Origin of the sequence: Arenimonas sp. (assembly GCF_022842045.1) — a bacterium.
Taxonomy (GTDB): domain Bacteria; phylum Pseudomonadota; class Gammaproteobacteria; order Xanthomonadales; family Xanthomonadaceae; genus Arenimonas.
This window is the reverse complement of record NZ_JALHQI010000028.1, coordinates 1-23,840: the sequence shown is the minus strand read 5'-3', so window position 1 is coordinate 23,840 and position 23,840 is coordinate 1. Positions and strand designations below refer to the sequence as shown.

The following is a 23,840-nucleotide window of genomic DNA, read 5'->3' as shown; positions in this document are numbered from 1 at the left end:
GTCACTTCACCCGGGAGACGTACTCGCCGGAGCGGGTGTCGACCTTGATGACCTCGTCCTGGTTCACGAACAGCGGCACGCGCACCACGGCGCCGGTCTCGAGCTTGGCGGGCTTGCCGCCACCGCCCGAGGTGTCGCCGCGCACGCCCGGGTCGGTCTCGATGATCTTGAGCTCGACGAAGTTGGGCGCCTGCACCGCGATCGGGGTGCCGTTCCACAGGGTGACGACGCAGTCCTCTTCGCCCTTGAGGTAGTTCTTGGTCTCGCCGATGCCGGCTTCGTCGCACTGGACCTGGTCGAAGGTCTCGGGATCCATGAAATGCCAGAACTCGCCGTCGGCGTACAGGAAGCGCATGTCGGTGTCGACGACGTCGGCGGCCTCGAGGCTGTCGGTGGCCTTCATGGTCAGCTCGACCGTGCGGCCGGACTTGATGAAGCGGTACTTCACGCGGGTGAAGGCCTGGCCCTTGCCGGGCTTGACGTACTCGGTGTCGGTGATCACGCACGGCTCGGCGTTGACGATGATCTTCATGCCGTTCTTGACGTCGTTCATGCCATAGCTGGCCATGCCTTGCTCCTGGTGTCTGGGCCGGTCCGCCGGCCGATCCGGGGGCTGCGCGGCTACAATGGGGGTCTTCCGGCGGCCCGTGGCCTCCGTCCAAGCCCGACATGATAACCGCCAACCCCGTCCCGACGCAGCCCGCCGCCGCCGACGCCCCGCCCCGGTGGCAGCACCTGTGGCGCGACGCCGTCCGCGATCCGCGGGAGCTGCTCGAGCTGGTCGGGCTGCCGGCGCTGGCCGGGCGGGTATCGGCCGCGGCCGCCGCGCAGTTCCCGCTGCGGGTGCCGCGCGGTTTCGTGGCCCGCATGCGCCACGGCGACCCCGCCGACCCGCTGCTGCGCCAGGTGCTGCCGCTCGACGACGAGGACCGGGTGGTGCCGGGCTTCGTGCTCGATGCGGTCGGCGACCGCGCCGCGCGCGGCGGCCCGGGCATCGTCCACAAATACGAAGGCCGCGCCCTGCTGGTGGCCACCGGCAGCTGCGCCATCCACTGCCGCTACTGCTTCCGCCGGCATTTCCCCTACGGCGAGGAAACCGCCGCGGCCGGCCAGTGGCGGGAAGCGCTGGCCTACCTCGCCGCCGACCCGGGCCTGGACGAAGTGCTGCTGTCGGGCGGCGACCCCCTGTCGCTGGCCACGCCCAAGCTGGCGGAGTTCACCGACGGCCTGGCCGGGCTGCGCCACGTCCGGCGCCTGCGCCTGCACACCCGCCTGCCGGTGGTGCTGCCCGAGCGCGTGGACGACGCGTTGCTGGCCTGGCTGGCCGGCTTGCCCCAGCAGCGGGTGGTCGTGGTCCACGCCAACCACCCCAACGAGATCGACGCCGGCGTGGCCAGGGCACTGGGCGAGTTGCACCGCGCCGGCGCCACCGTGCTCAACCAGGCGGTGCTGCTGCGCGGGGTGAACGACGACGTGGCCACCCTGGCGGCCCTGTCCGAGCGCCTGTTCGAGGCCGGCGTGCTGCCCTACTACCTGCACCAGCTCGACAGGGTCGCGGGTGCCGCCCATTTCGAAGTGCCCGACGCCGAGGCGCTGGCCCTGCACGCCGCCCTGTCAGCCCGGCTGCCAGGCTACCTGGTGCCAAGGCTGGTGCGGGAGGTGGCCGGGGCCCCGGCCAAGCTGCCGGTGGCGACGATCGGGTAAAAGTCGGATGGTTTACCTGACGGAACTTTTGGTATTGTCTCAATCCCCCCTCGCAAGCCTTTGATGGATAAAGGAGCACCCCCTCGATGGCACAGCAGGATGCCGTGATCCGCCTGCTCCTGGTCGAAGACCGGTTGGAAGATGCGGAACAGTTGATCAGCCACCTGCGCAACGGGGGCATGGCCGTGCGTCCGCAGCGGCCCGAATCCGAGGAAGAACTGGTGAGCCTGCTCGGCTCGCAGAGCGTGGACATGGTGCTGGCCTCGTTCGAAGCGAAGTACCTGCCGCTCGGCAGCGTGGTCGAGCAGGTCAACGCCACCGGCAAGGACATCCCGGTCATTGCCTCCACCACGCTGCTGGACGAAAAGAACGCGCTGGCCGCGCTCGCCGCCGGCACCCGCGACATCGCCATCCGCCACCGCCCCGAGCACGTGCAGGCCGTGGTGCGCAGCGAATTCGCCGCCCTGCTCGCCCGCCGCGGCCTGCGCCACCTCGAGGCCTCGCTGCGCGAGACCGAACGCCGCTGCGACGCGCTGATCGCGTCGTCGCGCGACCCGATCGCCTACGTGCACGAGGGCATGCACATCCGCGCCAACGATGCCTATCTGGAAATGTTCGGCTTCGAAGGCTTCGACGAGATCGAGGGCCTGTCGGTGCTCGACCTGATCAGCGGCAAGCACGCGGAGGACTTCAAGCAGCTGCTCAAGAAGCTGAGCAAGGGCGAGTCGCCGCCGCGGCAGATGGAGCTGCAAGCCCAGCGTAGCGACGGCAGCACGTTCGACGCGGTGATGGAGTTCACCCACGCCACCTACGAGGGCGAATCCTGCCTGCAGATCGTGTTCCGCCAGCAGGCCGTCGACCCGGACATGGTCAAGGAACTCGACACCCTGCGCCAGCGCGACGCGCTCACCGGCCTGTTCAACCGCCAGCACTTCATGACCGAACTGGAATCGGCCGTGGTGCGGGCGACCGAGGGCAAGGGCCAGCAGGCCTTCCTGCTGGTCGAGCCCGACCATTACGAGAACCTGCTCGGAGAAATCGGCCTGGCCGCCGCCGACGACCTGATCAAGGGCATCGCCGCGCGCCTGTCCGCGGCGCTGGATGCCGAGACCATCGCTGCGCGCCTGAGCGACCACAGCTTCGCCGTGTTGTGCCTGGCCCACGACCACACCCACAGCCAGGCCCAGGCCGAGCGCATCCGCGAGGCCTTCCATGGCCACATCCTGGAAGTCGGCGACCGCTCGGTGAATCCGGGCGTGAGCATCGGCGGCGTCCAGATCGGCGAGAAGATCGCCTCGGTGTCGCAGGTGATGGGCAAGTCCAGCCAATGCCTGGCGTCCTGCGTCGGCATGGGCGGCAACCGCGTCGAGATCTTCGACCCGGCCGCGCGCGACCGCGCCGAGGAAGAGCGCATCCAGGCCTGGGTGCAGCGCATCCGGGAAGCCCTGGCCAACGACCAGTTCGTGCTGCACTACCAGCCCATCATCAGCCTCACCGGCGCCGAGGAAGAGAACTACGACGTCTACCTCCGGATGAAGGGCCCGGGCGGCGAAGTGATCCCGCCGATGACCTACCTCGCCATCGCCGAGGAGCACGGCCTGCTCGACGACATCGACCGCTGGGTGGTCAGCCACGCCATCGGCGTGATCGCGGCGCGCATGAAGGAAGGCAAGCACACCAACCTCTTCGTCAAGATCACCCCGGCCTCGCTGGTCGAGGGCGGCCTCGAGAAGCACATCGCCGAGCAGTTGAAGGCCCACGGCGTACCGGGCGACCGGCTGGTGGTGCAGATCCCGGAGTCCAAGGTCTTCACCCACCTCAAGTCGCTGCAGTCGTTCCAGAAGGCGGTGTCGCAGCTGGGCTGCCGCGTCGCGCTCGAACAGTTCGGCACCGGCCTGAACTCGTTCCAGATGCTCACCCACTTCGACCCGGCCATCCTCAAGATCGACCGCAGCTTCATCACCGAGATGGGCAAGAACGCCGACATCCAGAAGCAGGTCCGCGACATCGTCAACAAGGCGCACGCGGCCGGCAAGCAGACGGTGGCCGAGTTCGTCTCCGACGCCACCACCATGAGCGTGCTGTTCGGCATGGGCATGGATTTCGTCGAAGGCAACTTCCTGGCCGCCGCCGGCCCCGCCATGAACTACGACTTCGGGTGAGGATCCGGCATTTAACGCGGATCAGAGCGGAAACTCACGGATAGGAGCGGATAAGGCTGGTTAAGAAGAAGGGGCGCCCCGGCACGGGCGCCCCTTCCTTCTCTGGGCTGAGCAACAGAAAAATCCGCCCTTGTCCCTTGTTTCCGCTCTGATCCGCGTTCGGGCACGCCAGCTTCACCCTTCGCGCAGGGCCTGGATGCGCTCGGCGAGCGGCGGGTGCGACATGAAGAGGCGCTTGAGGCCGGCGCCGACGCTGCCGGAGATGCCGAAGGCGCGGACCTGGCTCGGCAGGGTGCTCTGGCCGTAGGTGCGGGCCAGCTTCTCCAGCGCCGAGATCATCTTCTCGCGGCCGGCGAGGCGGGCGCCGCCCGCATCGGCGCGGAACTCACGCCAGCGGCTGAACCACATGGTGATCACCGAAGCCAGCAGGCCGAAGACGATCTCCAGCGCGAACACGATGGCGTAGTAGGCCAGCCCACCGCCACCGCCCTCGCGGTTGCCGCTCAGGAAACCATCGACGATGCGGCCAACGACGCGCGCCAGGTAGAACACGAAGGTGTTGAGCACGCCCTGGATCAGGGCCATGGTCACCATGTCGCCGTTGGCGACGTGGCTGACCTCGTGCGCCAGCACGGCCTCGGCCTCGCCGCGGTCCATCGCCCGCAGCAGGCCGGTGGATACCGCCACCAGCGAGTTGTTGCGGCTCGGGCCGGTCGCGAAGGCGTTGATCTCGGGCGCGTCGTAAATGCCCACCTCGGGCATGCTGATGCCCGCCGCCTCGGCCTGGCGCTTGACCGTGTTGTACAGCCACGCCTCGCCCTCGTTGCGCGGCTGCTCGATCAGGTGCATGCCGGTGGTGCGCTTGGCCACCCACTTGGAGATGGCCAGCGAGAACAGCGAGCCGCCGAAGCCGAACACGGCGGCCATCACCAGCAGCAGGCCGTGGTTGCCCAGGGAGACGCCGAACACGCCCTGCAGGATGCTCAGGACGATGCCCAGCAGCACCATCACGGCGAGGTTGGTGGCAAGGAAGAGTGCGATGCGCTTGAACATGGGGGTCGAGGGTTCCGGGTGGGGCCGCGGGACGCGGCACGTGGCTTGAATGTAATCTCGAGGCGTGAATTTCAAGTCTTGGTGACCATGCCGACCCCCTACCGCGGACGCTTCGCGCCCTCGCCCACCGGCCCGCTGCACTTCGGCTCGCTGGTGGCGGCCCTGGGCAGCTGGATGATGGCCCGGCGCGCGGGCGGCGAGTGGATCGTGCGGATGGAGGACATCGACGCGCCGCGCGAAGTTCCGGGCGCGGCCGACCGCCAGCTGAACACGCTCGCCGCGTTCGGCATGCCGCCCGACGAGCCGGTGGTTCGCCAGCGCCAGCGCGGGCACCTTTACCAGGCCGCACTCGACCGGCTGCTCGCCGCCGGCGACGCCTTCGCCTGCCGCTGCAGCCGCAGCGAGCTCGAAGCGATCGGCGGGATCCACCGGCACTGCGTGGGCGCCGGCGACCCGGGGCGCACGCCGGCGATCCGGCTGCGCGTGCCTGCGGTGACCCTCGGCTTCGACGACGCGCTGCAGGGTCCCTACCAACAGGCGCTGGACACGGCCGTCGGCGACTTCGTGCTCAGGCGCGCGGATGGCCTTTGGGCCTACCAGCTGGCGGTCGTGGTGGACGATGCCGACCAGGGCATCACCGACGTCGTGCGCGGCGCCGACCTGCTCGACTCCACCCCGCGCCAGATCCTGCTGCAGCAGCGGCTCGGCCTGCCGACGCCGCGTTATGCCCATCTGCCGCTGGTGCGGGACGCCGAGGGGCGCAAGCTCGGCAAGTCGCTGCAGTCGCTGCCGCTGGACGACGACGCGCCCTGGCCGGCGCTTGCCGCCGCCTGGCGTTTCCTGGGGCAACCGGCCGCGAGCCTGGACGTCGGCGGTGCGCCCGAACCGGCCCTGCGGCGAGCCGCGGAACGCTTCGACCCGGCGCGCGTGCCCGCCACTTCCGACCACCCCGTAAGCGATCCTGCCGCCCCTACGTGAAGACGGCTTGAAAGCGGCCAAAGTCGCTTGCATGGGCGTCCTTGCTGGGGGATGCTTCAGGCCCCCGACGCCGCCGCGGCCGTCGAACAGCCGGTGCATCCATGACGCAAACGCGCATCATCAAGAAGTACCCGAACCGCCGCCTCTACGACACGGGGATCTCGAGCTACATCACGCTCGAGGACATCCGCCAGCTGATCGTCGACCGCGAGGAGTTCGTGGTGCGCGATGCGAAGACCGGCGGCGACCTCACCCGCAACGTGCTGATGCAAATCATCGCCGAGCACGAGGAGCACGGGCAGCCGATCTTCACCAACGAGCTGCTGGTGCAGGTGATCCGCTTCCGGGGTGATTCGCTGCAGGGCCTGCTGGGCGGCTTCCTCGAGCGCAGCCTGCAGTTCTTCCTCGACCAGCAGCAGCAGTTCCGCGGCCACGTCGGCAACCTCGTCGGCCAGGCGCCCTGGGGCCTGCTCAACCAGCTGGCCGAACGCAACCTCGATATCTGGCGCTCGCTGCAGAGCGGCCTGGGCAGCGTCACGGCGCCTCCGCCGAAAGCCCGGGCGAAGGGCCGCGCGAAGTCCGCGGACAAAGCGCGCACGCGCTGAATACCACGGGGCCCGCGCCGGGCCTCAGATGTCGCGCACCACCCGGAAGCCCAGCCGCGCATGCGTGGTGCCGGCGGGGCTGGGCTGGCGATAGGCCGAGCGCGCGCGGTCGAGCGTGCTGGCCCAAGACGCGCCCCGGATCACCCGATCGGTGCAGCCCGGGTTGACCCAGGCCGTACCGTCGCCGGGCGCGCGCCGGTAGCTGTCGTGCCAACAGTCCTGCACCCACTCCGAGACGTTCCCGATCAGGTCGAAGGTACCGAAGGCCTCGGCCGGGAAACTGCGCACCGGCGCCGGGCCCCAGTGGCCGTCGGCGTAATCCGGGATGGCATTGGACCAGCGCCGGCCCAGGCGCGAGGTGTCGCCATCGCCGGTCAGGTTGCCGACCACGCGGGTCGGTGCTTCATCGCCCCAGGCGTAGGCCTCGGCGCGACCGCCACGCAGGGCGTACTCGAATTCGGCCTCGCTGGGCAGGCGGTAGCGTTGCCCGGTCTGCGCCGACAGCCAGGCAACGTAGGCTTCGGCGTCCTCGAACGCGACGTGCACCACCGGCAAATCGGGCGCGGCCTTGCGGCCGGCGTGGTCGCGGCGCCAGTCGACGCCGCGGTGTTCGCCCATCACGCCGCCGCGCTCGTCGTACACGGTCGAGCGGCCGCGGCGCTGCGCGACGCTGCGGTACTGCGTGGCCTCGACGAAGCGCCCGAAGTCGGCGACGGTCACCTCATTGCGCGCCATCGCCACGCCGCGCGGGAACGCGACCTCGTGCACGGGGCCCTCGTTGTCCTGGCGGCCGGGCTCGCCCTCGGGCGAACCCATGCGGAACGCGCCGTGGGGCAGCACCACCATCTCCGGCGCCTCGCCGCCGGCCGCGAGCGGATCACGAAACACCTGCCCCGGCCGGAAGCGGCCGTAGTGGCGGGCCAATGCGATGCGTTCGCTCAGCGCATCGAGCCCGCGCGACTGCAGCGAAGCGCGCTCGGCCTCGGCCAGCCGGCGCGCCGCCAGCTCCAGGTCCAGCGCATCCACGGCGGCGTGGCCCTGGGCCAGCAGCTGCTCGGTGCGCGCCTGCCGGAGTTCGACGATGCGCGCGGCCATGTCCTGCAGCGCCGGGGAGTCGGCGACGATCCGCGCGGCTTCGGCCTGCAACCGTTCGGCCTCGGCGTACTCGCCGGCCTGCGCCGCCTGCAGCGCCCGGTCCAGCCAGCTGGCCTGAAGCCGCGCCAGCCCGTCGCGGGCCGGCAGGAACCCAGGGAACGCCTGCAGTGCTTCGCGATAGGCGACCACCGCCCCCTTGCCTTCGGGCTTGAAGATGCGGTTGCCGCGCACGCGGGTGTCGCCCAGTTGCACCAGGTCCTGCGCCTTGAGCGCGGACTCGATGGCCGTGCGGTAGCCGGCCAGGTCCGGGTGCTGTGGCCGGGCGCGCACCAGCACGCGCTCGATCTGCTGCGCCTCGAGCACGCGGCCATCGACGAGCGCGGCGCGGCCCTGCAGCACCAGCTGCGTGGTCACGGCATCGATGCCGGCGTTGGCCTCGCGGTGCTCGGCATCGGTGGCGACGATGCCCAGGTAAAGCTCCAGTGCGCCGGGATCGGCGGCGTCGGTTTCGGCGCCCGCGGGCGCGCCTGCGCCGGGGTTGGCGGCGTCGGTACCTGCCGCTGCCTGCGGCGTCGACAGCGACGCCAGCAGCCGACCTTCTTCGATCGCCACGCCCGCGGCGCGCAGGCTCTCGCGGAACTCGCCGGGCGCGACCGGCACCACCACCGGCGACCAGGCCGGCACCTCGGGCGCGGGGCCGGGCGCGGCTTCCTCCACCTCGATCGCGGCCTCGAGCTCGGCCGGGTCCACGGTCTCCGGCACGGCCGGCGCCGCCGGGTCCTCCGGGGCACCGCAGCCGGCAAGCAGTCCGCAGGCCAGGAGCCAGGCCGGGAACGGGGTTCTGAGGGTGTGCTTCATCTCTGCTCGTGTGCGCCCGGGACGCGCCGGGGACGTGGTCGGCCCGAACTTAGGCTAAGGTGCCGGCTTCTGGCAACCACAGTCACCGCCCTTGAGCCTCTGGATCGACACCCCGCAAGCCCTGTCCGAACGCCTCGACCGCTGGTCTGGCCAGCCCCTGGTGGCCCTGGACACCGAGTTCATCCGCGAACGCACCTACTACCCGCAGCTGGCCCTGGTGCAGCTGGCCATCCCCGATGACATCCTGCTGGTCGACCCGCTGGTGCCCGGCATGGACACCGCGCTGCGCCCGCTGCTGGTCGATCCCGGCGTCACCAAGCTGATGCACAGCGCCAGCGAAGACCTCCAGGCGCTGCAGCGCGGTTGCGCTGCCCTGCCGGCGCCGCTGTTCGACACCCAGGTGGCCGCGGCCCTGGCGGGCCTGGGGGCCGGGCTGGGCTACCAGAAGCTGGTCGAACAGGTCACCGGCATCACCCTGGCCAAGGGCGAGACCCGCTCGGACTGGCTGCGGCGCCCGCTGAGCGAATCGCAGCGTGAGTACGCCGCCGACGACGTGCGCCACCTGCACGCGGTGCACGCATCGCTGGACGCCAGGCTGTTCGAACTGGGCCGCCACGCCTGGCTGTTCGCCGACGCCGAGCGCGCGCTGGCCAACGCCGCCGACGAGAGCGACGAACCCTGGCCGCACCTTTCCCTGCGCAGCGCCCATGGCCTGGACGCCGACGCGCAGGCGCGCCTGTGCCGGATCCTGCGCTGGCGCGACCAGGAAGCCCGCCGCAGCGACAAGCCCAAGAGCTGGATCATCGACAACGAGCTGGCGGTGGCGCTGGCCCGGCGCCCGCCCGCGGACCAGCGCGACTTCAACGCCGTGCTCGACCGCCACCCGAAGGCTCCGCGCAAGTCGCGCGGCGCGCTGTACGACGTCGTCAATGCGCCGCTTTCTGAAGCGGACCGCGCCATCCCCCTGCCCAAGGCTGACAGCCTGGACAAGCAGAAGGTGCGCGCCATGCAGGACGCCGTGGCCGCCGTCGCGCAGTCGCAGGGCCTGCCCGAAGGCCTGCTGTGCGCCCGCCGCCACCTCGAGGCCATGCTCGAGGGGCGCGGCTGGCCGCCGGCGCTGGCCGGCTGGCGCCGCGACCTGCTCGAGCCGGTGCTGGCGCCGCTGATCCCGACGACCTGAACCGGACGGCTAGCCATGGCCACATGGCATCCGTATAATTCCCGGACCTTCTGTGGGGGGGTAGCTCAGCTGGGAGAGCGCATCGTTCGCATCGATGAGGTCGTGGGTTCGATCCCCATCCTCTCCACCACGAATTAACAGGAAGCCGGCCCCCGAGGCCGGCTTTTTGTTTCCGGCACCCTGCCACCGCAGCGTCGATCAGGTACGCTGGCGCCGGACGTCGCCCGCCCGGACCGGAAACTCCGCATGACACTTCCCGCTTCCATGGCTATCTGCGTTTTCACCGTGTTCCTGCTGGCGGCCACCAGCACCCGTGCGCAGGCGCAGGCAGCGCCCTTTCCCGGGTGTGCCGACGCGGACCCGGTGGCCACGGATTCGGCCGCGCTGGGCCGCCAGCTCGGTCCCGAATGCAATCAGGTCGAAAGCGTCCGCCTCTGGAACGACGCGGGGAACCATGAGTACGGCTACAACAACCATCAGGTGGACCGGCCGGCGGCACTGGCAACCCTGCAGCGCCTGATCGGGCTCACCCAGGGCCACCCGCCGGGCACACTGGGCTGGCGACGCTGGATGTTCGCCAATGTGCGCGCCGCCCAGTTGCTGTTCTATGGCGGCGGGGGCGTACGACGTGACGCGCGCCGGGCGCGCGGCCTGATCGCCCAGGTGGGCAACGATCCGGCCTGGGTTGCTGAAATAGATCGCTCGATCGCCGCGGAGGCCGAGGCCGCTCGCCCGGCGCCCACGCCGGCGGCGTTGCCCGGACGGTGGAGCACTCGCGTTTGGGAGCCCGGCGATGGCGTGATCGACGAGTCCACCGGCTGCGAAACGCTCGAGGACCTGTCCGCCGTGATGGAGGTGGGGCCGGAGGGAGAAAAATGCGTCTGGCTCGAGCTCAGCCGTTCGCCCACGCGGGTGGATGCACGCTGGCGCTGCCGCTCGCTTGAGACGCATGCCAACCAGATCTACCACGCCATCGAGGAAACCCGCCTCGAAGTCGACTTGTCCACCGACCGCGTGGAAATGACGCGCACGGAATCCTCCGGCGACGAGTACGGCCCCAAGACCACCGTCCGCACCGAACGGGGTACCGCCGTCCGCCTGGGCGGCTGCTGAGCCCGACACCGGTCGTCTCCGTCACTTGCCCGGATGGCCGGACCGCGTGTCCGGGCCGGCCCTTTTCATGCCCCGAAGGCACGCCGCGCGTGCGGCCCGGTGCAAAATGACAGCCACTTTTCCGGCACCAGCAGATGAATCCCCCCCTTTCCCCCGACGGCCACCCGCCCCGCATCGCCCGCGCCTTCTCTCCAGCCTCGGTGGGCAACGTCGCGGTCGGCTTCGACCTGCTGGGTCACAGCGTCAGCGGCGCCGGCGACATGGCCACCGTGCGCCGGTGCGAGCGCCCGGGCGTGCACATCACCGCCATCCGCGGCGTCGTCACCGAGCTGCCGCGGGAGCCGGCCGCGAACACCGCCGGCGCTGCACTGCTGTCGCTGCTGGAAGCCGAATGCCCCGGCCACGGCTTCGAGCTCGAACTCGACAAGGGCATCGCGCTCGGCTCGGGCATGGGCGGCTCGGCCGCGTCCTGCGTGGCGGCGCTGGTGGCGGCGAACGCGCTGCTGCCGACCCCGCTGTCGCGCGAGGCGCTGTACCCGCACGCGCTGGCCGGCGAATCAGTCGCCAGCGGCGCGCGCACCGGCGACAACGTCGGCCCGATGCTGCTGGGCGGGCTGGTGCTGGCCACGCCCGACCGCCTGCTGCGGCTGTCGCCACCGGCGGCCTGGCACTGCGCGCTGGTGCACCCGCACTTCGTGCTCGAGACCCTGCGTGCGCGCGAAGTGCTGGCCGCGCCTTACCCGCTGGCCGACCTGGTCCGGCAAACCGCGAATCTTTCCCAGGTCCTACTCGGCTGCGAGCGGGGCGATGCGGCGCTGGTGCGCGCCGGCCTGCGCGATGCCCTGGTGGAGCCGCGCCGGGCGCCGCTGGTCCCGGGCTTCGCGGCGGTGAAGCAGGCGGCGATGGACGCCGGTGCGATGGGCGCAAGCCTGTCCGGCGCCGGCCCCAGCGTGTTCGCCTGGTGCGAGGACGCGGCGACGGCCTCGCGCGCAATGGGTGCCATGCGCGCTGCATTCGCCGTGGCCGGGCTGGACAGCGACGGCTTCGTGTCGCCCTTGGACGGCCCCGCGGCTGCACTGCTGGCCCCGGCCGGGGAATGAAACGACAAGCGGCGCCGGCGCCGGTCATGGCATGGATGGGCTAGGACGGCATCTGGCGAAATCGTGTTTTCCAGCCGCCGATGCGCTTGACTTTCCAATCGAGCCAGGAGCGAAGATCACGCGCCGCCCAATTCGCATGACAGGTCGGCCAGGGGAATATCCCGCCTATCCCGGGGAAGGGGATGGACGTCGGGGCGCCGCCGCAAACCACCATGGGAACAGACCCGTGGAGACGCACGGACGGCAATCAATTCCCCCGCTTCGCAGGCGACATGCGAATCACGCAATGGGGGCGACTGTCATGGGGAATCTAGTCTTCGACCGGCGCATGGCGACCGGTGGCTTCTTGTTTCGATGCTTCATCGTGCTCTGCCTGGCCTTGGCCGGGCAGTCCGCGCGCGCCGAGCTGCATGAACGCGGCAATGGCTTGATCTACGACGACCATCTGGACGTCACCTTCCTGGCCAACGCCAACCACGCCAAGCTATTGGGCCTGGGCGCGGACGGTGGCGGGCGGATGACGCTGGCCCAGGCGCGGCAGTTCGTCGACCAACTGGTCTATGCCGGCTACGACGACTGGCGGCTGCCGACCGGCGGCTGGTGCGGCGCGCAGTGGTCGCCGGCCTGTACCGGCGAACTCAACCACCTGATCCACGTCGAGATCCGGCCGACCTTCAGGCCTGACCTACTCTCGCCCTACGATCAGGCGGTGCCGATCTTCTGCAGCCCGATCGTGCGCACCGAATCGGGAGACGACAACCATCCGCAACACTATGGCGGCACCGCATGGAATGAGTGCGCCAACACCTTCATCCACTATCCGGGCGGCGTGATCCCGCCCGATGAGTCACCACTTTTCACCGTCCCGAACTGCAATTCGCACCAGAATGGGACGTGCTGGTTCTGGACTGAGGCGCCGATACCGAACCACTTCGGCAATTCCATTTGGATCATCACCCATACTGGTGCGGTAAGCACCAACAACGGTGATTACCCGATCTTTGTATGGGCTGTTCGCGACGGCGACGTTAACGTGCCAGTCGACAGTGACGGCGATGGCGTTGCCGACAACACCGACAACTGTCCGGCGACTGCCAACACCAATCAGACCGACAACGACCAGGACGGACTGGGCGACGCCTGCGATGGCGACGATGACAATGATCTCGCCAGCGATGACATCGACAACTGCCCGCTTGTGGCAAATGCAAGCCAAGGGGATGCCGACGGCGATGGCCTGGGCGATGCCTGCGACGCCGACCTTGACAACGATGGCTTCGCCAATGGCAGCGACAATTGCCCGAGCGCGGGCAACGTCGACCAGACCGACACCGACAGTGACGGCGTCGGCGACGAGTGCGACCTCAACGACGACAATGACGACTTCCCGGATGCCAGCGACAATTGCCCCTCGGTCTTTAACAACGACCAGGAGGATATCGACGGGGACGGCATTGGTGACCTGTGCGATGCCGACGTCGACGGTGACGGCGCCTTCAACGAAGCGGACAACTGCCCCATCGACGCCAATGCCGCGCAGGACGACGCCGATGGCGACGGCCAGGGCGATGCCTGCGATGGCGACGACGACAATGACACCGTGGCTGACGGCGCCGACAATTGCCCGCTGATGGCCAACCCCCAGCAGGCGGACCAGGATGGCGATGGCGTGGGCAACGCCTGCGACGGCGACCTGGACGGCGACGGCGCCGGCAACACGCTGGACAACTGCCCTGCACTTGCCAATCCGGACCAACGCGACTTCGACCAGGACGGCGCGGGCGATGCCTGTGACGCCGACGCCGATGGTGATGGTGTTGCCAACAACGGTGACAACTGCCCGAACACGAGCACGGCGCAGATAATCGATGGCGTCGGCTGCTCGATTGCGCAGCTGAGTCCGTGCCCCGGTCCCGCGGGGACCATCATGCCCTGGCGGAACAAGGGCAAGTACGTGTCCAGCGTGGCCCAGTCCGCGAACCGGTTCCGTGCGGAGGGGCTGATCTCCGAGGCCGAAAGGTCGGCGATCGTGTCCGCGGCAGCGGCATCGAGTTGCGGCCAGTAGCCGCCCAACTTGCTGGCTGGAACAGTCGGGGCCCGGCATTCGCCGGGCCCCTTTCCTTTTGCGGCGGCCGTCCCATGCAGCCAACTCCAACCCCGCCGGCATCCCCGGGGGCTGAGCACAGGGTGGTCGGCACCGTTCCGGCGCCGGAGACGCCCAGGACCCAGTCGCGGCGGGACCTGAAACCCGGCCGGGGGTTTCTGCGATAATTCGCCGGCTTGGCCCCGTAGCTCAGCTGGATAGAGCGTCCCCCTCCTAAGGGGAAGGTCGTACGTTCGAATCGTATCGGGGCCGCCACTTTCCCCTTGGCCACGCGCTGGCCAAACGCAACCGGAGCTTTCCATGACCCACCCCGTCCTCACCGCGCTCGGCCTGTCCGAGGTCGAATCCGGCACCTATCTCGGCCATGGCGAGTGGTCCACCACCCGCGACGCCGGCGTGATCGAGCCGGTGAACCCGAGCAACGGCGAGGTACTGGGCAAGGTCCACGCGTCCTCCCAGGCCGACTACGACCTGATCCTCGAGCGCGCCCAGGCCGCCTTCAAGGTCTGGCGCACCACCCCGGCGCCCAAGCGTGGCGAGGCCATCCGCCTGTGCGCCGACGCCCTGCGCAAGCACAAGGACGCGCTGGGTTCGCTGGTGGCGCTGGAAATGGGCAAGTCCAAGCCGGAGGGCGACGGCGAAGTGCAGGAGATGATCGACATCGGCGAGTTCGCCGTCGGCCTCTCGCGCCAGCTCTACGGCCTGACCATGCACTCCGAGCGCCCGGGCCACCGGATGTACGAGCAGTACCAGCCGCTGGGCATCGTCGGCATCATCAGCGCGTTCAATTTCCCGGTCGCGGTCTGGGCCTGGAATTCGTTCCTCGCCGGCGTCTGCGGCGACATCTGCATCTGGAAGCCTTCGCCCAAGACCCCGCTCTCGGCCATCGCCTCGATGAAGATCTGCAACGAGGCCCTGCGCGCCGGCGGCTTCCCGGACATCTTCTTCCTGTTCAACGACGGCGGCACCGAGCTGGCCCAGACCTTCGTCGACGACAAGCGCATCCCGCTGATCAGCTTCACCGGCTCGACCAAGGTCGGCCGCATGGTGGGCGAGCGCGTGGCGCGCCGCATGGGTCGCTCGCTGCTCGAGCTGGGCGGCAACAACGCCATCATTGTCGATCCGTCGGCCGACTTGAAGCTGGCCATCCCGGCCATCGCCTTCGGCGCCGTCGGCACCGCCGGCCAGCGCTGCACCACCACCCGCCGCCTGTTCGTGCACGAGTCCATCTACGCCGACGTGCTGGCCAAGCTGGTGGCGGCCTACAAGCAGGTCGAGAAGAAGATCGGCGACCCGACCGACCCGGCCAACCTGATGGGCCCGCTCAACAGCTCCGACGCCGTGGACGCCTACCTGGACGCGGTGGCGAAGGCCAAGGCCTCGGGCGGCAAGATCGAGACCGGCGGCGCCCGCATCGACCGCCCGGGCAACTTCGTGCTGCCGACCATCGTCACCGGCCTGGCCAACAGCGCCGAAGTGGTGCAGACCGAAACCTTCGCGCCGATCCTGTACGTGATGAAGTACTCGACCCTGGATGAAGCGATCGAGCTGCAGAACGCGGTGCCGCAGGGCCTGTCCTCGTCCATCTTCACCACCGACCTGCGCGCGGCCGAGCAGTTCCTGTCGGCGGCCGGCTCGGACTGCGGCATCGCCAACGTCAACATCGGCACCTCCGGCGCCGAGATCGGCGGCGCCTTCGGCGGCGAGAAGGAGACCGGCGGTGGCCGCGAGTCGGGCTCCGACGCGTGGAAGGTCTACATGCGCCGCCAGACCAACACCATCAACTACTCCAACGCGCTGCCGCTGGCCCAGGGCATCAAGTTCGACCTCTGAGGATCGTCCATGTCCGAGCCCACGCTGCCGCCCGCCCCGCCGTCGCCGCCTGCGCCTGCGCCCGAACCGCCCCCGGCGCCCGTTGGTCGCCCAATCAGCCCCCTGGCGATCGTCGCGCTGGTCGGCGGCATCCTGGGCTGGACCCTGCTGCCCTGGCTGGGCAGCCTGGCCGCGGTGATCTGCGGGCACATGGCCCGCGCCGAGATCCGCCGCAGCGCCGGGGCCATGGACGGCGACGGCATGGCGATCGCCGGCCTGATCCTGGGCTGGACCGCGATCGCGCTGAGCATCCTGGCGCTGCTGGCCGTGATCCTGTTCTTCGGCGGCCTGGCGGTGCTCCTGGGCGCGCTGGGCCTGAGCGGCCAGCTCTGAGGCGCCGACCGGATGTATGCCCTCGCCCGCCCCTTCCTGTTCCACTTTGACGCCGAGAAGGCCCACGGCCTTGGCCTGCGCGCGCTCGAGGCGGCCTATCGCACCGGGCTGAACCCGCTGCTGGCCAGCCGCCCGAAGCCGCTGGTGACCAAGGCCTTCGGGCTGAGCTTCCCCAATCCGGTCGGCTGCGCCGCCGGGCTGGACAAGAACGGCGCCCACGTGGATGCGCTGCTGGCGCTGGGCTTCGGCTTCGTCGAGGTCGGCACCACCACGCCGCGGCCGCAGGCCGGCAACCCGAAGCCGCGCATGTTCCGCCTGCCCGAGTACAACGCGGTCATCAACCGCCTGGGCTTCAACAACGACGGCGTCGATGCGCTGGTGGCGAACGTGTCGAAGGCGCGCCGCAAGCAGGGCCTGCTCGGCATCAACATCGGCAAGAACAAGGACACCGCCAACGAGGACGCGCTCGACGACTACGCGTATTGCCTCGAGCGCGTGTACCCGCTGGCCGACTACGTCACCGTCAACATCTCTTCGCCCAACACCGCGGGCCTGCGCGAGCTGCAGGAGGAACAGGCCCTGCGCCACCTGGTCGGCGGCCTGCGCGAGGCCCAGGAGAAGCTGGCCGCGCAGCACGGCAAGCGCGTGCCGATGCTGGTGAAGATCGCCCCGGACCTGTCCGACGACGACATCGACGCCTGCGCCCGCGTGCTCAGCGACATGCAGGTGGACGGCGTGGTCGCCACCAACACCACGGTCGACCGCCTGCCGGTCGAGCACCACCGGCTGGCCAAGGAAACCGGCGGCCTCTCGGGCCAGCCGCTGTACGGCAAGTCCACCGCGGTGATGCGCCGCCTGCGCGCGCGCCTGGACGACAGCATCCCCATCGTCGGCGTCGGCGGCATCCTCAGCGGCGCCGACGCGGCCGGAAAGATCACCGCCGGCGCGCAGATGGTTCAGTTCTACACCGGCCTGATCTACCGCGGCCCCGACCTCATCGGCGAGTGCGTGGACGCGATCCGGCGCCGGCGCGAGGGCAGCCCGGCATGAGTGGCTACCAGCTGGCGGAGAACGTTTCCCTCGCCGGCCGCAACACCTTCCGCGTCGCCGCCCGCGCCGCGATGATGGCCGACGTATCGCGCGCCGACGCGCTGGCCGAACTGTTCGAGTTCGCGATGCTTCGCGACGGCCCGGTCCTGGTGCTGGGCGAAGGCAGCAACCTGCTGTTCGCCGGCGACTTCCCCGGCGTGGCGATCTGCCTGACCATGGCCGGCGTGCGCATCGTGCAGGACGACGGCGACACCGCGCTGGTGCGCGCCGAAGCCGGCATGGCCTGGAACGACCTGGTGGGCTGGACCCTGGCGCGTGGCCTGGTCGGCCTGGAAAACATGGCCCTGATCCCGGGCACCGTCGGCGCCTCGCCGATCCAGAACATCGGCGCCTATGGCGTCGAGGTCGGCGAGTTCATCGAATGCGTGGAGGCCTTCCAGCGCGACACCGGCCAGGTGAAGCGCCTGGCCCGCGAGGACTGCGCCTTCGCCTACCGCGACAGCCTGTTCAAGCGCGAGGCCGAGCGCTGGGTGGTCACGGCCGTCGAGCTGCGGCTGCCTCGCCGGCGCGAACTGCGCCTGGACTACGCCGGGGTGAAGGAAGAATTAGCCGCGATGGGCGTCGAGTCGCCGCGGGCCGTGCACGTCGCCGAGGCCATCAGCCGGCTGCGCACCCGCAAGCTGCCCAATCCGGCGCTGCTGGGCAATGCCGGCAGCTTCTTCAAGAACCCGGTGGTGGATGCGGCCCGGGCCGATGCCCTGAAGTCGGCGCACCCTGCCCTCCCGGTGTTCCCCGGTCCCGACGGGCAGCACAAGCTCTCGGCCGGCTGGATGATCGAGGCCTGCGGCTGGAAGGGCTACCGCGAGGGCGACGCCGGCGTCGCCGCGCAGCACGCGCTGGTGCTGGTGAACCACGGCCACGCCACCGGCGCCGAGCTGCTGGGGCTGGCGCGCCGGATCGCCGCCTCGGTGCGCGAACGCTTCGGCGTGTCGCTGGAGCCCGAGCCCCGCATCATCGGCGCAAGGTTCGACGACGCCGCTTGAACAGCCCCGGCAACCGCCCCGTGGACGTGCCGCGCGCGGTCGCGCTGATGACCATCGGCACCGTGCTGTTCGGCTTCATGGCGGTCTGCATCCGGCTGGCGTCCGAGCAGCTGCACGCCTTCGAGATCGCGTTCTTCCGGAACTTCTTCGGCCTGGTCTTCATCCTGCCGATCCTGTTCAGGCACGGACCGGCGATCCTGCGCACGAACAAGCTGGGCTTCTACACCGGGCGGTGCGCGATCGGCATGGTGTCGATGCTGGCCGGCTTCTGGGCGATCGTTCACCTGCCGCTGGCGCAGGCGATCGCGCTGTCCTACTCCAGCCCGCTGTTCGTGACCATCGCCGCAGTGATCGTGCTGGGCGAAGTGGTGCGGGCGCGCCGCTGGACCGCGGTGATCGTCGGTTTCCTCGGCGTGCTGGTGATCGTGCGGCCCGGCAGCGACGACTTCACCGCCGGCAGCCTGGTGGCGGTGCTGGCGGCGGTGGCCAGCGCCAGCGCGGCGATCAGCATCAAGTTCCTGTCGCGCACCGAGCACCCGGACGCGATCGTGCTCTACACGACGATGATCTGGGTGCCGATGTCGCTGGTGCCGGCGCTGCTGGTGTGGGAGACGCCGGTGGGCATCACCTGGCTGTGGATCGTGCTGGCCGGCTTCCTCGGCACCACCGCGCACATGTTCTGGACCCGGGCGATGAAGCTGGGCGAGGCCTCGATGCTCACGCCGATCAGCTTCCTGCAGGTGCTGGTGGTGGCCGTGCTGGGCTACTTCCTGTTCGACGAAGTGCTCGACCGCTGGACCGTGCTGGGCGCGGCGATCATCTTCGGTTCGAACGTCTACATCGCGCGGCGCGAGGCCCGGCTGGCGCGCCAGGCCGTCACCGACCCCGAGATCAACCCGGGCACCCAGCAGCGCTGACGGTGCCCGGGCGGTCGGCCCGGCCCGGGATCAGAGGTCGTCGCGGTCGCCGGAGAGTTCGATTTCCATGTCGTCGGCGGTCTGCGACGCGATATCCATCGCCGACTCGAGCTCAGCGGCGCTCATCTCGTCCGGCAGCTTGATGACGAAATACAGCACGTCGCCCGACAGCTCCCAGGCGCCAAGCTTGTTCTTGCGGCTCTCTTCCATCAGCTCCAGCGCCTTGGCGCCATCGATGCCGTCGGTCGAGACGCGCGCGGCCGGCGAGAACACCTCGCGCACGGTGTAGCCCGAGACGGACTCGGTGCTGCCGGAAACGAACACCAGCTGGGTGCGGCCTTCCTTGGAGTAGTTGTAGGTGACCTTGTAGTCACCATCCATGTCCACCTCGTACTTGATGCCGCGCTCGTCCAGACGCTTGGCCACCGAGGAATCGGCCGCGGCATGGCCCGCGCCCGCCAGCATCAGGCCGGCCATGAGGCCGGCGGCCAGGATCTTGTTGATACGCATCGTGGTTCCCCTGTTTGGTTGGATGCGCGTCCATTCTGTCCCTAGCCACGGTGCCCGTCCATGGCACGGCCTCGCCCCCGGGGGCAGGCCCGGCGACCCGGGCCGTCGGGTGGCCCGCCGGGCCGGGGCCGGCGTGCGGCCAGGCCCGGATGCCCGCGCGCCACCGGCGCCGGCGACGGCCGGAACGGGCAGGCTTACGCCCCGCCGTAGCGGCGCGCCACGTAGTCGTCGATCACGCCCACGAAGTCCTCGGCGATGTTCTCGCCGCGCAGGGTCATCGCCTTCTCGCCGTCGATGAACACCGGCGCGGACGGCGCCTCGCCGGTGCCGGGCAGCGAGATGCCGATGTCGGCGTGGCGCGATTCGCCCGGGCCGTTCACCACGCAGCCCATCACCGCCAGCGACAGGTTCTCGACGCCCGGGTACTTGAGCTTCCACACCGGCATCTGCCCGCGCACGTGCTCCTGCACCCTCTGCGCCAGCACCTGGAAGAACTCCGAGGTGGTGCGGCCACAGCCCGGGCAGGCGGTGACCAGCGGCGTGAACGCGCGCAGGCCCATCGTCTGCAGCAGCTCCTGCGCCACCTGCACCTCCAGCGTGCGCGGCGCGCCGGGCTCGGGCGTCAGCGAGATGCGGATGGTGTCGCCGATGCCTTCCTGCATCAGCACCGACAGCGCCGCCGCGGAAGCGACGATGCCCTTGCTGCCCATGCCGGCCTCGGTCAGGCCCAGGTGCAGCGGGAAGTCCGAGCGCGCGGCCAGGTCGCGGTAGACGGCAATCAGCTCCTGCACGCCGCTGACCTTGGCCGAGAGCACGATCCGCTCGCGCGCCAGGCCGATCTCGACGGCGCGCTCGGCCGACTCCAGCGCCGACACCACCAGCGCCTCGCGCAGCACGCGGGCCGCGTCCCAGGGCTGGGCACGGGCAGCGTTCTCGTCCATCAGGCGCGCCGACAGCGCCTGGTCCAGCGAGCCCCAGTTGACGCCGATGCGAACCGGCTTGCCGTACTCGATCGCCTTTTCGACGATGGCGGCGAACTGGGTGTCCTTCTTCTTGCCGAAGCCGACGTTGCCCGGGTTGATGCGGTACTTGGCCAGCGCCTCGGCACAGGCCGGCTCGGCCGCCAGCAGGCGGTCGCCGTTGTAGTGGAAGTCGCCGACCAGGGGCACCGGCACGTTCATCATCGCCAGCTTGTCGCGGATGCGCGGCACCGCGGCGGCGGACTCGGGGTTGTTCACCGTCACCCGCACCAGCTCGGAGCCGGCGCGCCAGAGCTCGGCCACCTGCTTCACCGTGGCATTGACGTCAGCGGTGTCGGTGTTGGTCATCGACTGCACCACCACCGGGGCGCCGCCACCGATACGGACCTTGCCGACCTCGACGCCGCGGGTGTCGCGGCGCGGCTGCGAACGGGCCTCGCTCATGCCGTTGCCTCCGGCTGGCGCTCGCCCAGCAGCACGTAGTCGCCGGCATTGAGCAGCACCTCCACGTCGGGCAGCAGGTCGGCGCCGCGCGGCGCGAGCTCGGGGAAATGGCTGGAGAGATCGTGGATGACCTCGACCCGACTGCCCGATTCGATCACCGCGTTGGCGACGAAGCAGCGACCGGGCGTCCCGTCGATCGGGAACACTTCGATCGCGCGGTTGACCTGGCGGTTGCCGCCGTCGGCGCTGACCACGCGCAGGGCCACCGCGCTCGAGCGTCGCGACAGCAGCTCGACGCCCGCCGACAGGCTGCCGTCGTCCTCATAGCGCAGCCAGCGCATCACGCCGACCATCCAGGCCTGCTCCTCGCCTTCGTCGCCGAAATTGAGGCCGACCAGCTCGCCCACGCGGGCGCGCGCCTGCTCGGCGCTGGCCCAGGCCATTCGGTAGCCACCCAGGCTCTGGTCGAGCACCTTGCCGGTGAAGCGTGGGACCTTGGTCATGCTGGCCGCGCCCTGGGTCCAGGCCGCGCCGGAGATCACGTGCACGGTGCCCTGGGCCGACTGCTTCATGAAGGTGTCGAAGTCGCGCTGGCCGGCGAGGAAATAGTGCAGGCCGCTCAGGCCCAGCACGGTGTCGAGCTTGTGCCCGGCCGGCAGCCGCACCAGCCCGCGCGCGGCGATCTGGCCGAAGGCGCGGCGCAGGCGGATGAGCAGGTCGTTGCCGACGCGGAAGCCGGGGCCCGCGGCAGGCACGATCTCGGACTGGCCTTCGCGCACGCGCGTCAATGCGCGCTCGACCTCGTCGGCGAACGCGCGCAGGTCCAGCCACAGCGAATGCGACTCCTCGCCGGCACCGGTGCCCGGGCCGCGGTCGGCGTCATCGGGCACGACCGGCGCCAGCTCGTCGGGCGCCTGCTCGACCAGGCCGCAGCGTGCGGTGAAGGCGCGCGCGATCGGCCACAGGCTGTCCTGCTCGGCCTGGCCAAAGGCGTAGGGATTCACCGCCGCCAGCAGCAGCGCCTGGACGTAGAGCGTGTTGACGTCGAAATTGCCGCCGGCGAGCTTGTCTTCGGTGGCCTTGCGATCGAGCTTGAGCTGGGTCGCGAAGCGATGCACCCGGTGCAACCCCTGCCACACGCCCGCGGAGGCGGGGCGGTACACGCGCCAGGCCATCGCCAGCGCGCGCGCGTAATGCCAGGCGGCGCGTTCGAGTGCCGTCAGCACCGCGCCGCCGCGCAGGAAGGGCACGCTGCCGGCCGGCGCGCACAGGTCGGCCGCCGCCGCCCGGTAGGCGTGCGCCAAAAGCACGTGGAAAGACTCGGCGACCGCCGCCGCGCGCGCCTTGTCGGGCGGCAGCGGCAGCGGGCTGGTGTTGAACTGGCGCTCGAGCAGGTCGATCGATTCGACCGCCGCCGCGCGAAGCTCTTCCAGCGCGCCCAGGCGGGCGCCGCCTTCGAGCCGCTGCGAGGCCAGGCTGGCCAGCGCGCGCGCGAGTTCCTGCTCGGTGGCCTGGGCATTGGCGCGCGGCAGCGCGGCGACCCAGGCCTTGACCTTGCGGGGTTCGGTCGCGAAGCCGGCACCGCCGGTGGCGGTGGGCAGGCCTTCGCAAAGCCGTTTGTAGCTATCGCTCATGGGGAGTCCTCGTGGCGGCCACAGTTTAGACCGGGCCGGTGCCCGCGCCCTACCCCGGTGACGAACGCCCCGGGGTATCCTGTCCGGCCGTCCCGCCCGCCCGCCATGTCTTCACTTGCCCGCGAACGCCAGGTCCTGCGCCCGTCCCAGCTCAATGCGCTGGCGCGCGACCTGCTCGAGGGCAGCTTCCCGCAGGTCTGGGTGGAGGGCGAGATCAGCAATTTCTCGCGCCCGGCCTCCGGCCATGCCTACTTCACGCTCAAGGACGAGCGCGCCCAGGTCCGCTGCGCGCTGTTCAAGCCCAAGGCGCAGGCGCTGCGGTTCGCGCCGCGCGACGGCCTGCAGGTGCTGGCCCGCGGCCGCCTCACGCTGTACGAGGCCCGCGGCGACTACCAGCTGGTGCTCGACCACATGGAAGAGGCCGGTGAAGGCGCGCTGCGCCGCGCCTTCGAGCAGCTGAAGGCGAAGCTGGCCGCCGAGGGCCTGTTCGAAGCCGCCCGCAAACGCCCCCTGCCCGCCTTCCCGCGCCGGCTGGGCGTGATCACCTCGCCCCGCGGCGCCGCTGTTCGCGATGTGCTGAGCGTACTGGGGCGGCGTTTCCCGCTGCTGCCGGTGGACGTGCTGCCGGTGCCGGTGCAGGGCGACGGGGCCGCCGCCCAGATCCTGGACATGCTGCGCCGCGCCGCCGGCTCCGGCCGCTACGACGTGCTGCTGCTCACCCGCGGCGGCGGCTCGCTGGAGGACCTGTGGGCGTTCAACGACGAAGCGCTGGCGCGCGCCATCGCGGCCTCGCCGGTGCCGGTGGTGTCGGCCGTGGGCCACGAGATCGACACCAGCCTCAGCGACTTCGCCGCCGACCTGCGCGCACCCACGCCCTCGGCCGCGGCCGAACTGCTGGTGCCCGAACGCGGCGAGCTGCTCGCGCGCCTGGGGCAGCGCCACCGCCAGCTGCAGGCGCTGCTGGCGCGCATGAACACCGCCCGCGCGCAGCGCGCCGACCAGGCCTTCCTGAAGCTGCAGGCGCTGCGCCCGCAGCTGCGGCTCGAGCGCGGTCGCGGCCGGCTTGCGACGCTGCGGCACCGCCTGGACCAGGCCATGGCGCAGG

The 23,840-nt window shown here is 70.3% G+C and carries 20 protein-coding genes and 2 tRNA genes; 16 read left to right on the top strand and 6 right to left on the bottom strand.

What is annotated here, in order from left to right; translation table 11 throughout:
* Position 1: 1 nt before the first annotated feature.
* Entirely contained in the window at positions 2-568 is a 567-nt protein-coding gene (efp, locus tag Q0C12_RS07785) for an elongation factor P (protein ID WP_290888543.1), read from the bottom strand.
* A gap of 101 nt (positions 569-669) precedes the next feature.
* Here efp and epmB point away from each other — a divergent pair, with 101 nt between their 5' ends.
* Both epmB and Q0C12_RS07775 read left to right on the top strand, forming a co-directional pair.
* Positions 670-1,704 carry an EF-P beta-lysylation protein EpmB gene (gene epmB, locus Q0C12_RS07780; protein WP_290888540.1) on the top strand — a complete coding sequence of 345 codons (1,035 nt, stop codon included), beginning with the start codon at positions 670-672 and terminating at the stop codon, positions 1,702-1,704.
* Positions 1,705-1,790: 86 nt separating this feature from the next.
* The gene (locus Q0C12_RS07775; protein ID WP_290888537.1) at positions 1,791-3,866 is read left to right on the top strand and encodes an EAL domain-containing protein; all 2,076 of its coding nucleotides are present in this window, start codon (positions 1,791-1,793) and stop codon (positions 3,864-3,866) included.
* 174 nt (positions 3,867-4,040) lie between these two features.
* Here the strand turns inward: Q0C12_RS07775 and htpX are convergent, their stop codons facing one another.
* On the bottom strand, positions 4,041-4,919 hold the full coding sequence (gene htpX / locus Q0C12_RS07770; protein ID WP_290888535.1) for a protease HtpX: 879 nt from the start codon (positions 4,917-4,919) through the stop codon (positions 4,041-4,043).
* Between the two features lie 87 nt (positions 4,920-5,006).
* On the opposite strand from htpX, the gene gluQRS reads away from it, so the two are divergent.
* Positions 5,007-5,897 carry a tRNA glutamyl-Q(34) synthetase GluQRS gene (gluQRS, locus tag Q0C12_RS07765; protein WP_290888593.1) on the top strand — a complete coding sequence of 297 codons (891 nt, stop codon included), beginning with the start codon at positions 5,007-5,009 and terminating at the stop codon, positions 5,895-5,897.
* A 101-nt stretch (positions 5,898-5,998) separates the two neighbouring features.
* On the top strand, positions 5,999-6,502 hold the full coding sequence (gene phaR, locus Q0C12_RS07760; RefSeq protein WP_290888532.1) for a polyhydroxyalkanoate synthesis repressor PhaR: 504 nt from the start codon (positions 5,999-6,001) through the stop codon (positions 6,500-6,502).
* Between the two features lie 24 nt (positions 6,503-6,526).
* On the opposite strand, the gene Q0C12_RS07755 is transcribed toward phaR, so the two are convergent.
* Positions 6,527-8,455: a formylglycine-generating enzyme family protein gene (locus Q0C12_RS07755; RefSeq protein WP_290888529.1), complete on the bottom strand. Its 1,929-nt coding sequence runs from the start codon at positions 8,453-8,455 to the stop codon at positions 6,527-6,529.
* Positions 8,456-8,546: 91 nt separating this feature from the next.
* On the opposite strand from Q0C12_RS07755, the gene rnd reads away from it, so the two are divergent.
* The 11 genes from rnd (at position 8,547) to Q0C12_RS07700 (ending at position 19,167) form a co-directional block, all read left to right on the top strand.
* Positions 8,547-9,635: a ribonuclease D gene (rnd, locus tag Q0C12_RS07750; protein WP_290888526.1), complete on the top strand. Its 1,089-nt coding sequence runs from the start codon at positions 8,547-8,549 to the stop codon at positions 9,633-9,635.
* Between the two features lie 54 nt (positions 9,636-9,689).
* Positions 9,690-9,765 (top strand) — tRNA-Ala (locus Q0C12_RS07745).
* A gap of 116 nt (positions 9,766-9,881) precedes the next feature.
* Entirely contained in the window at positions 9,882-10,748 is an 867-nt protein-coding gene (locus tag Q0C12_RS07740) for a hypothetical protein (protein WP_290888523.1), read from the top strand.
* Positions 10,749-10,882: 134 nt separating this feature from the next.
* Positions 10,883-11,848, top strand: a complete 966-nt coding sequence (locus Q0C12_RS07735; RefSeq protein WP_290888520.1) for a homoserine kinase — start codon at positions 10,883-10,885, stop codon at positions 11,846-11,848.
* Positions 11,849-12,176: 328 nt separating this feature from the next.
* Complete coding sequence (locus Q0C12_RS07730) at positions 12,177-13,913, top strand: thrombospondin type 3 repeat-containing protein (protein ID WP_343212448.1); 1,737 nt, start codon at positions 12,177-12,179, stop codon at positions 13,911-13,913.
* A gap of 217 nt (positions 13,914-14,130) precedes the next feature.
* Positions 14,131-14,207 (top strand) — tRNA-Arg (locus Q0C12_RS07725).
* 45 nt (positions 14,208-14,252) lie between these two features.
* Entirely contained in the window at positions 14,253-15,785 is a 1,533-nt protein-coding gene (locus Q0C12_RS07720; RefSeq protein ID WP_290888519.1) for an aldehyde dehydrogenase family protein, read from the top strand.
* 9 nt (positions 15,786-15,794) lie between these two features.
* On the top strand, positions 15,795-16,157 hold the full coding sequence (locus tag Q0C12_RS07715) for a DUF4190 domain-containing protein (protein ID WP_290888515.1): 363 nt from the start codon (positions 15,795-15,797) through the stop codon (positions 16,155-16,157).
* A gap of 12 nt (positions 16,158-16,169) precedes the next feature.
* Positions 16,170-17,207 (top strand): quinone-dependent dihydroorotate dehydrogenase, encoded by a 1,038-nt coding sequence (locus Q0C12_RS07710; protein ID WP_290888512.1) that lies wholly within the window; start codon positions 16,170-16,172, stop codon positions 17,205-17,207.
* The gene (gene murB / locus Q0C12_RS07705; protein ID WP_290888509.1) at positions 17,204-18,250 is read left to right on the top strand and encodes a UDP-N-acetylmuramate dehydrogenase; all 1,047 of its coding nucleotides are present in this window, start codon (positions 17,204-17,206) and stop codon (positions 18,248-18,250) included. The genes Q0C12_RS07710 and murB overlap by 4 nt, the downstream gene beginning before the upstream one ends.
* A 47-nt stretch (positions 18,251-18,297) precedes the next feature.
* Positions 18,298-19,167, top strand: coding sequence for a DMT family transporter (locus Q0C12_RS07700; protein ID WP_290888587.1), 870 nt, complete (start codon positions 18,298-18,300; stop codon positions 19,165-19,167).
* A gap of 30 nt (positions 19,168-19,197) precedes the next feature.
* On the opposite strand, the gene Q0C12_RS07695 is transcribed toward Q0C12_RS07700, so the two are convergent.
* The 3 genes from Q0C12_RS07695 to Q0C12_RS07685 form a co-directional block, all read right to left on the bottom strand.
* Entirely contained in the window at positions 19,198-19,677 is a 480-nt protein-coding gene (locus Q0C12_RS07695; protein WP_290888506.1) for a hypothetical protein, read from the bottom strand.
* Between the two features lie 194 nt (positions 19,678-19,871).
* Positions 19,872-21,101: a flavodoxin-dependent (E)-4-hydroxy-3-methylbut-2-enyl-diphosphate synthase gene (gene ispG / locus Q0C12_RS07690; RefSeq protein ID WP_290888502.1), complete on the bottom strand. Its 1,230-nt coding sequence runs from the start codon at positions 21,099-21,101 to the stop codon at positions 19,872-19,874.
* Positions 21,098-22,735: a hypothetical protein gene (locus tag Q0C12_RS07685; protein ID WP_290888500.1), complete on the bottom strand. Its 1,638-nt coding sequence runs from the start codon at positions 22,733-22,735 to the stop codon at positions 21,098-21,100. The genes ispG and Q0C12_RS07685 overlap by 4 nt, the downstream gene beginning before the upstream one ends.
* Before the next feature lie 105 nt (positions 22,736-22,840).
* Here Q0C12_RS07685 and xseA point away from each other — a divergent pair.
* The coding region (xseA, locus tag Q0C12_RS07680) for an exodeoxyribonuclease VII large subunit (protein WP_290888498.1) at positions 22,841-23,840 on the top strand (1,000 nt) is incomplete at its 3' end.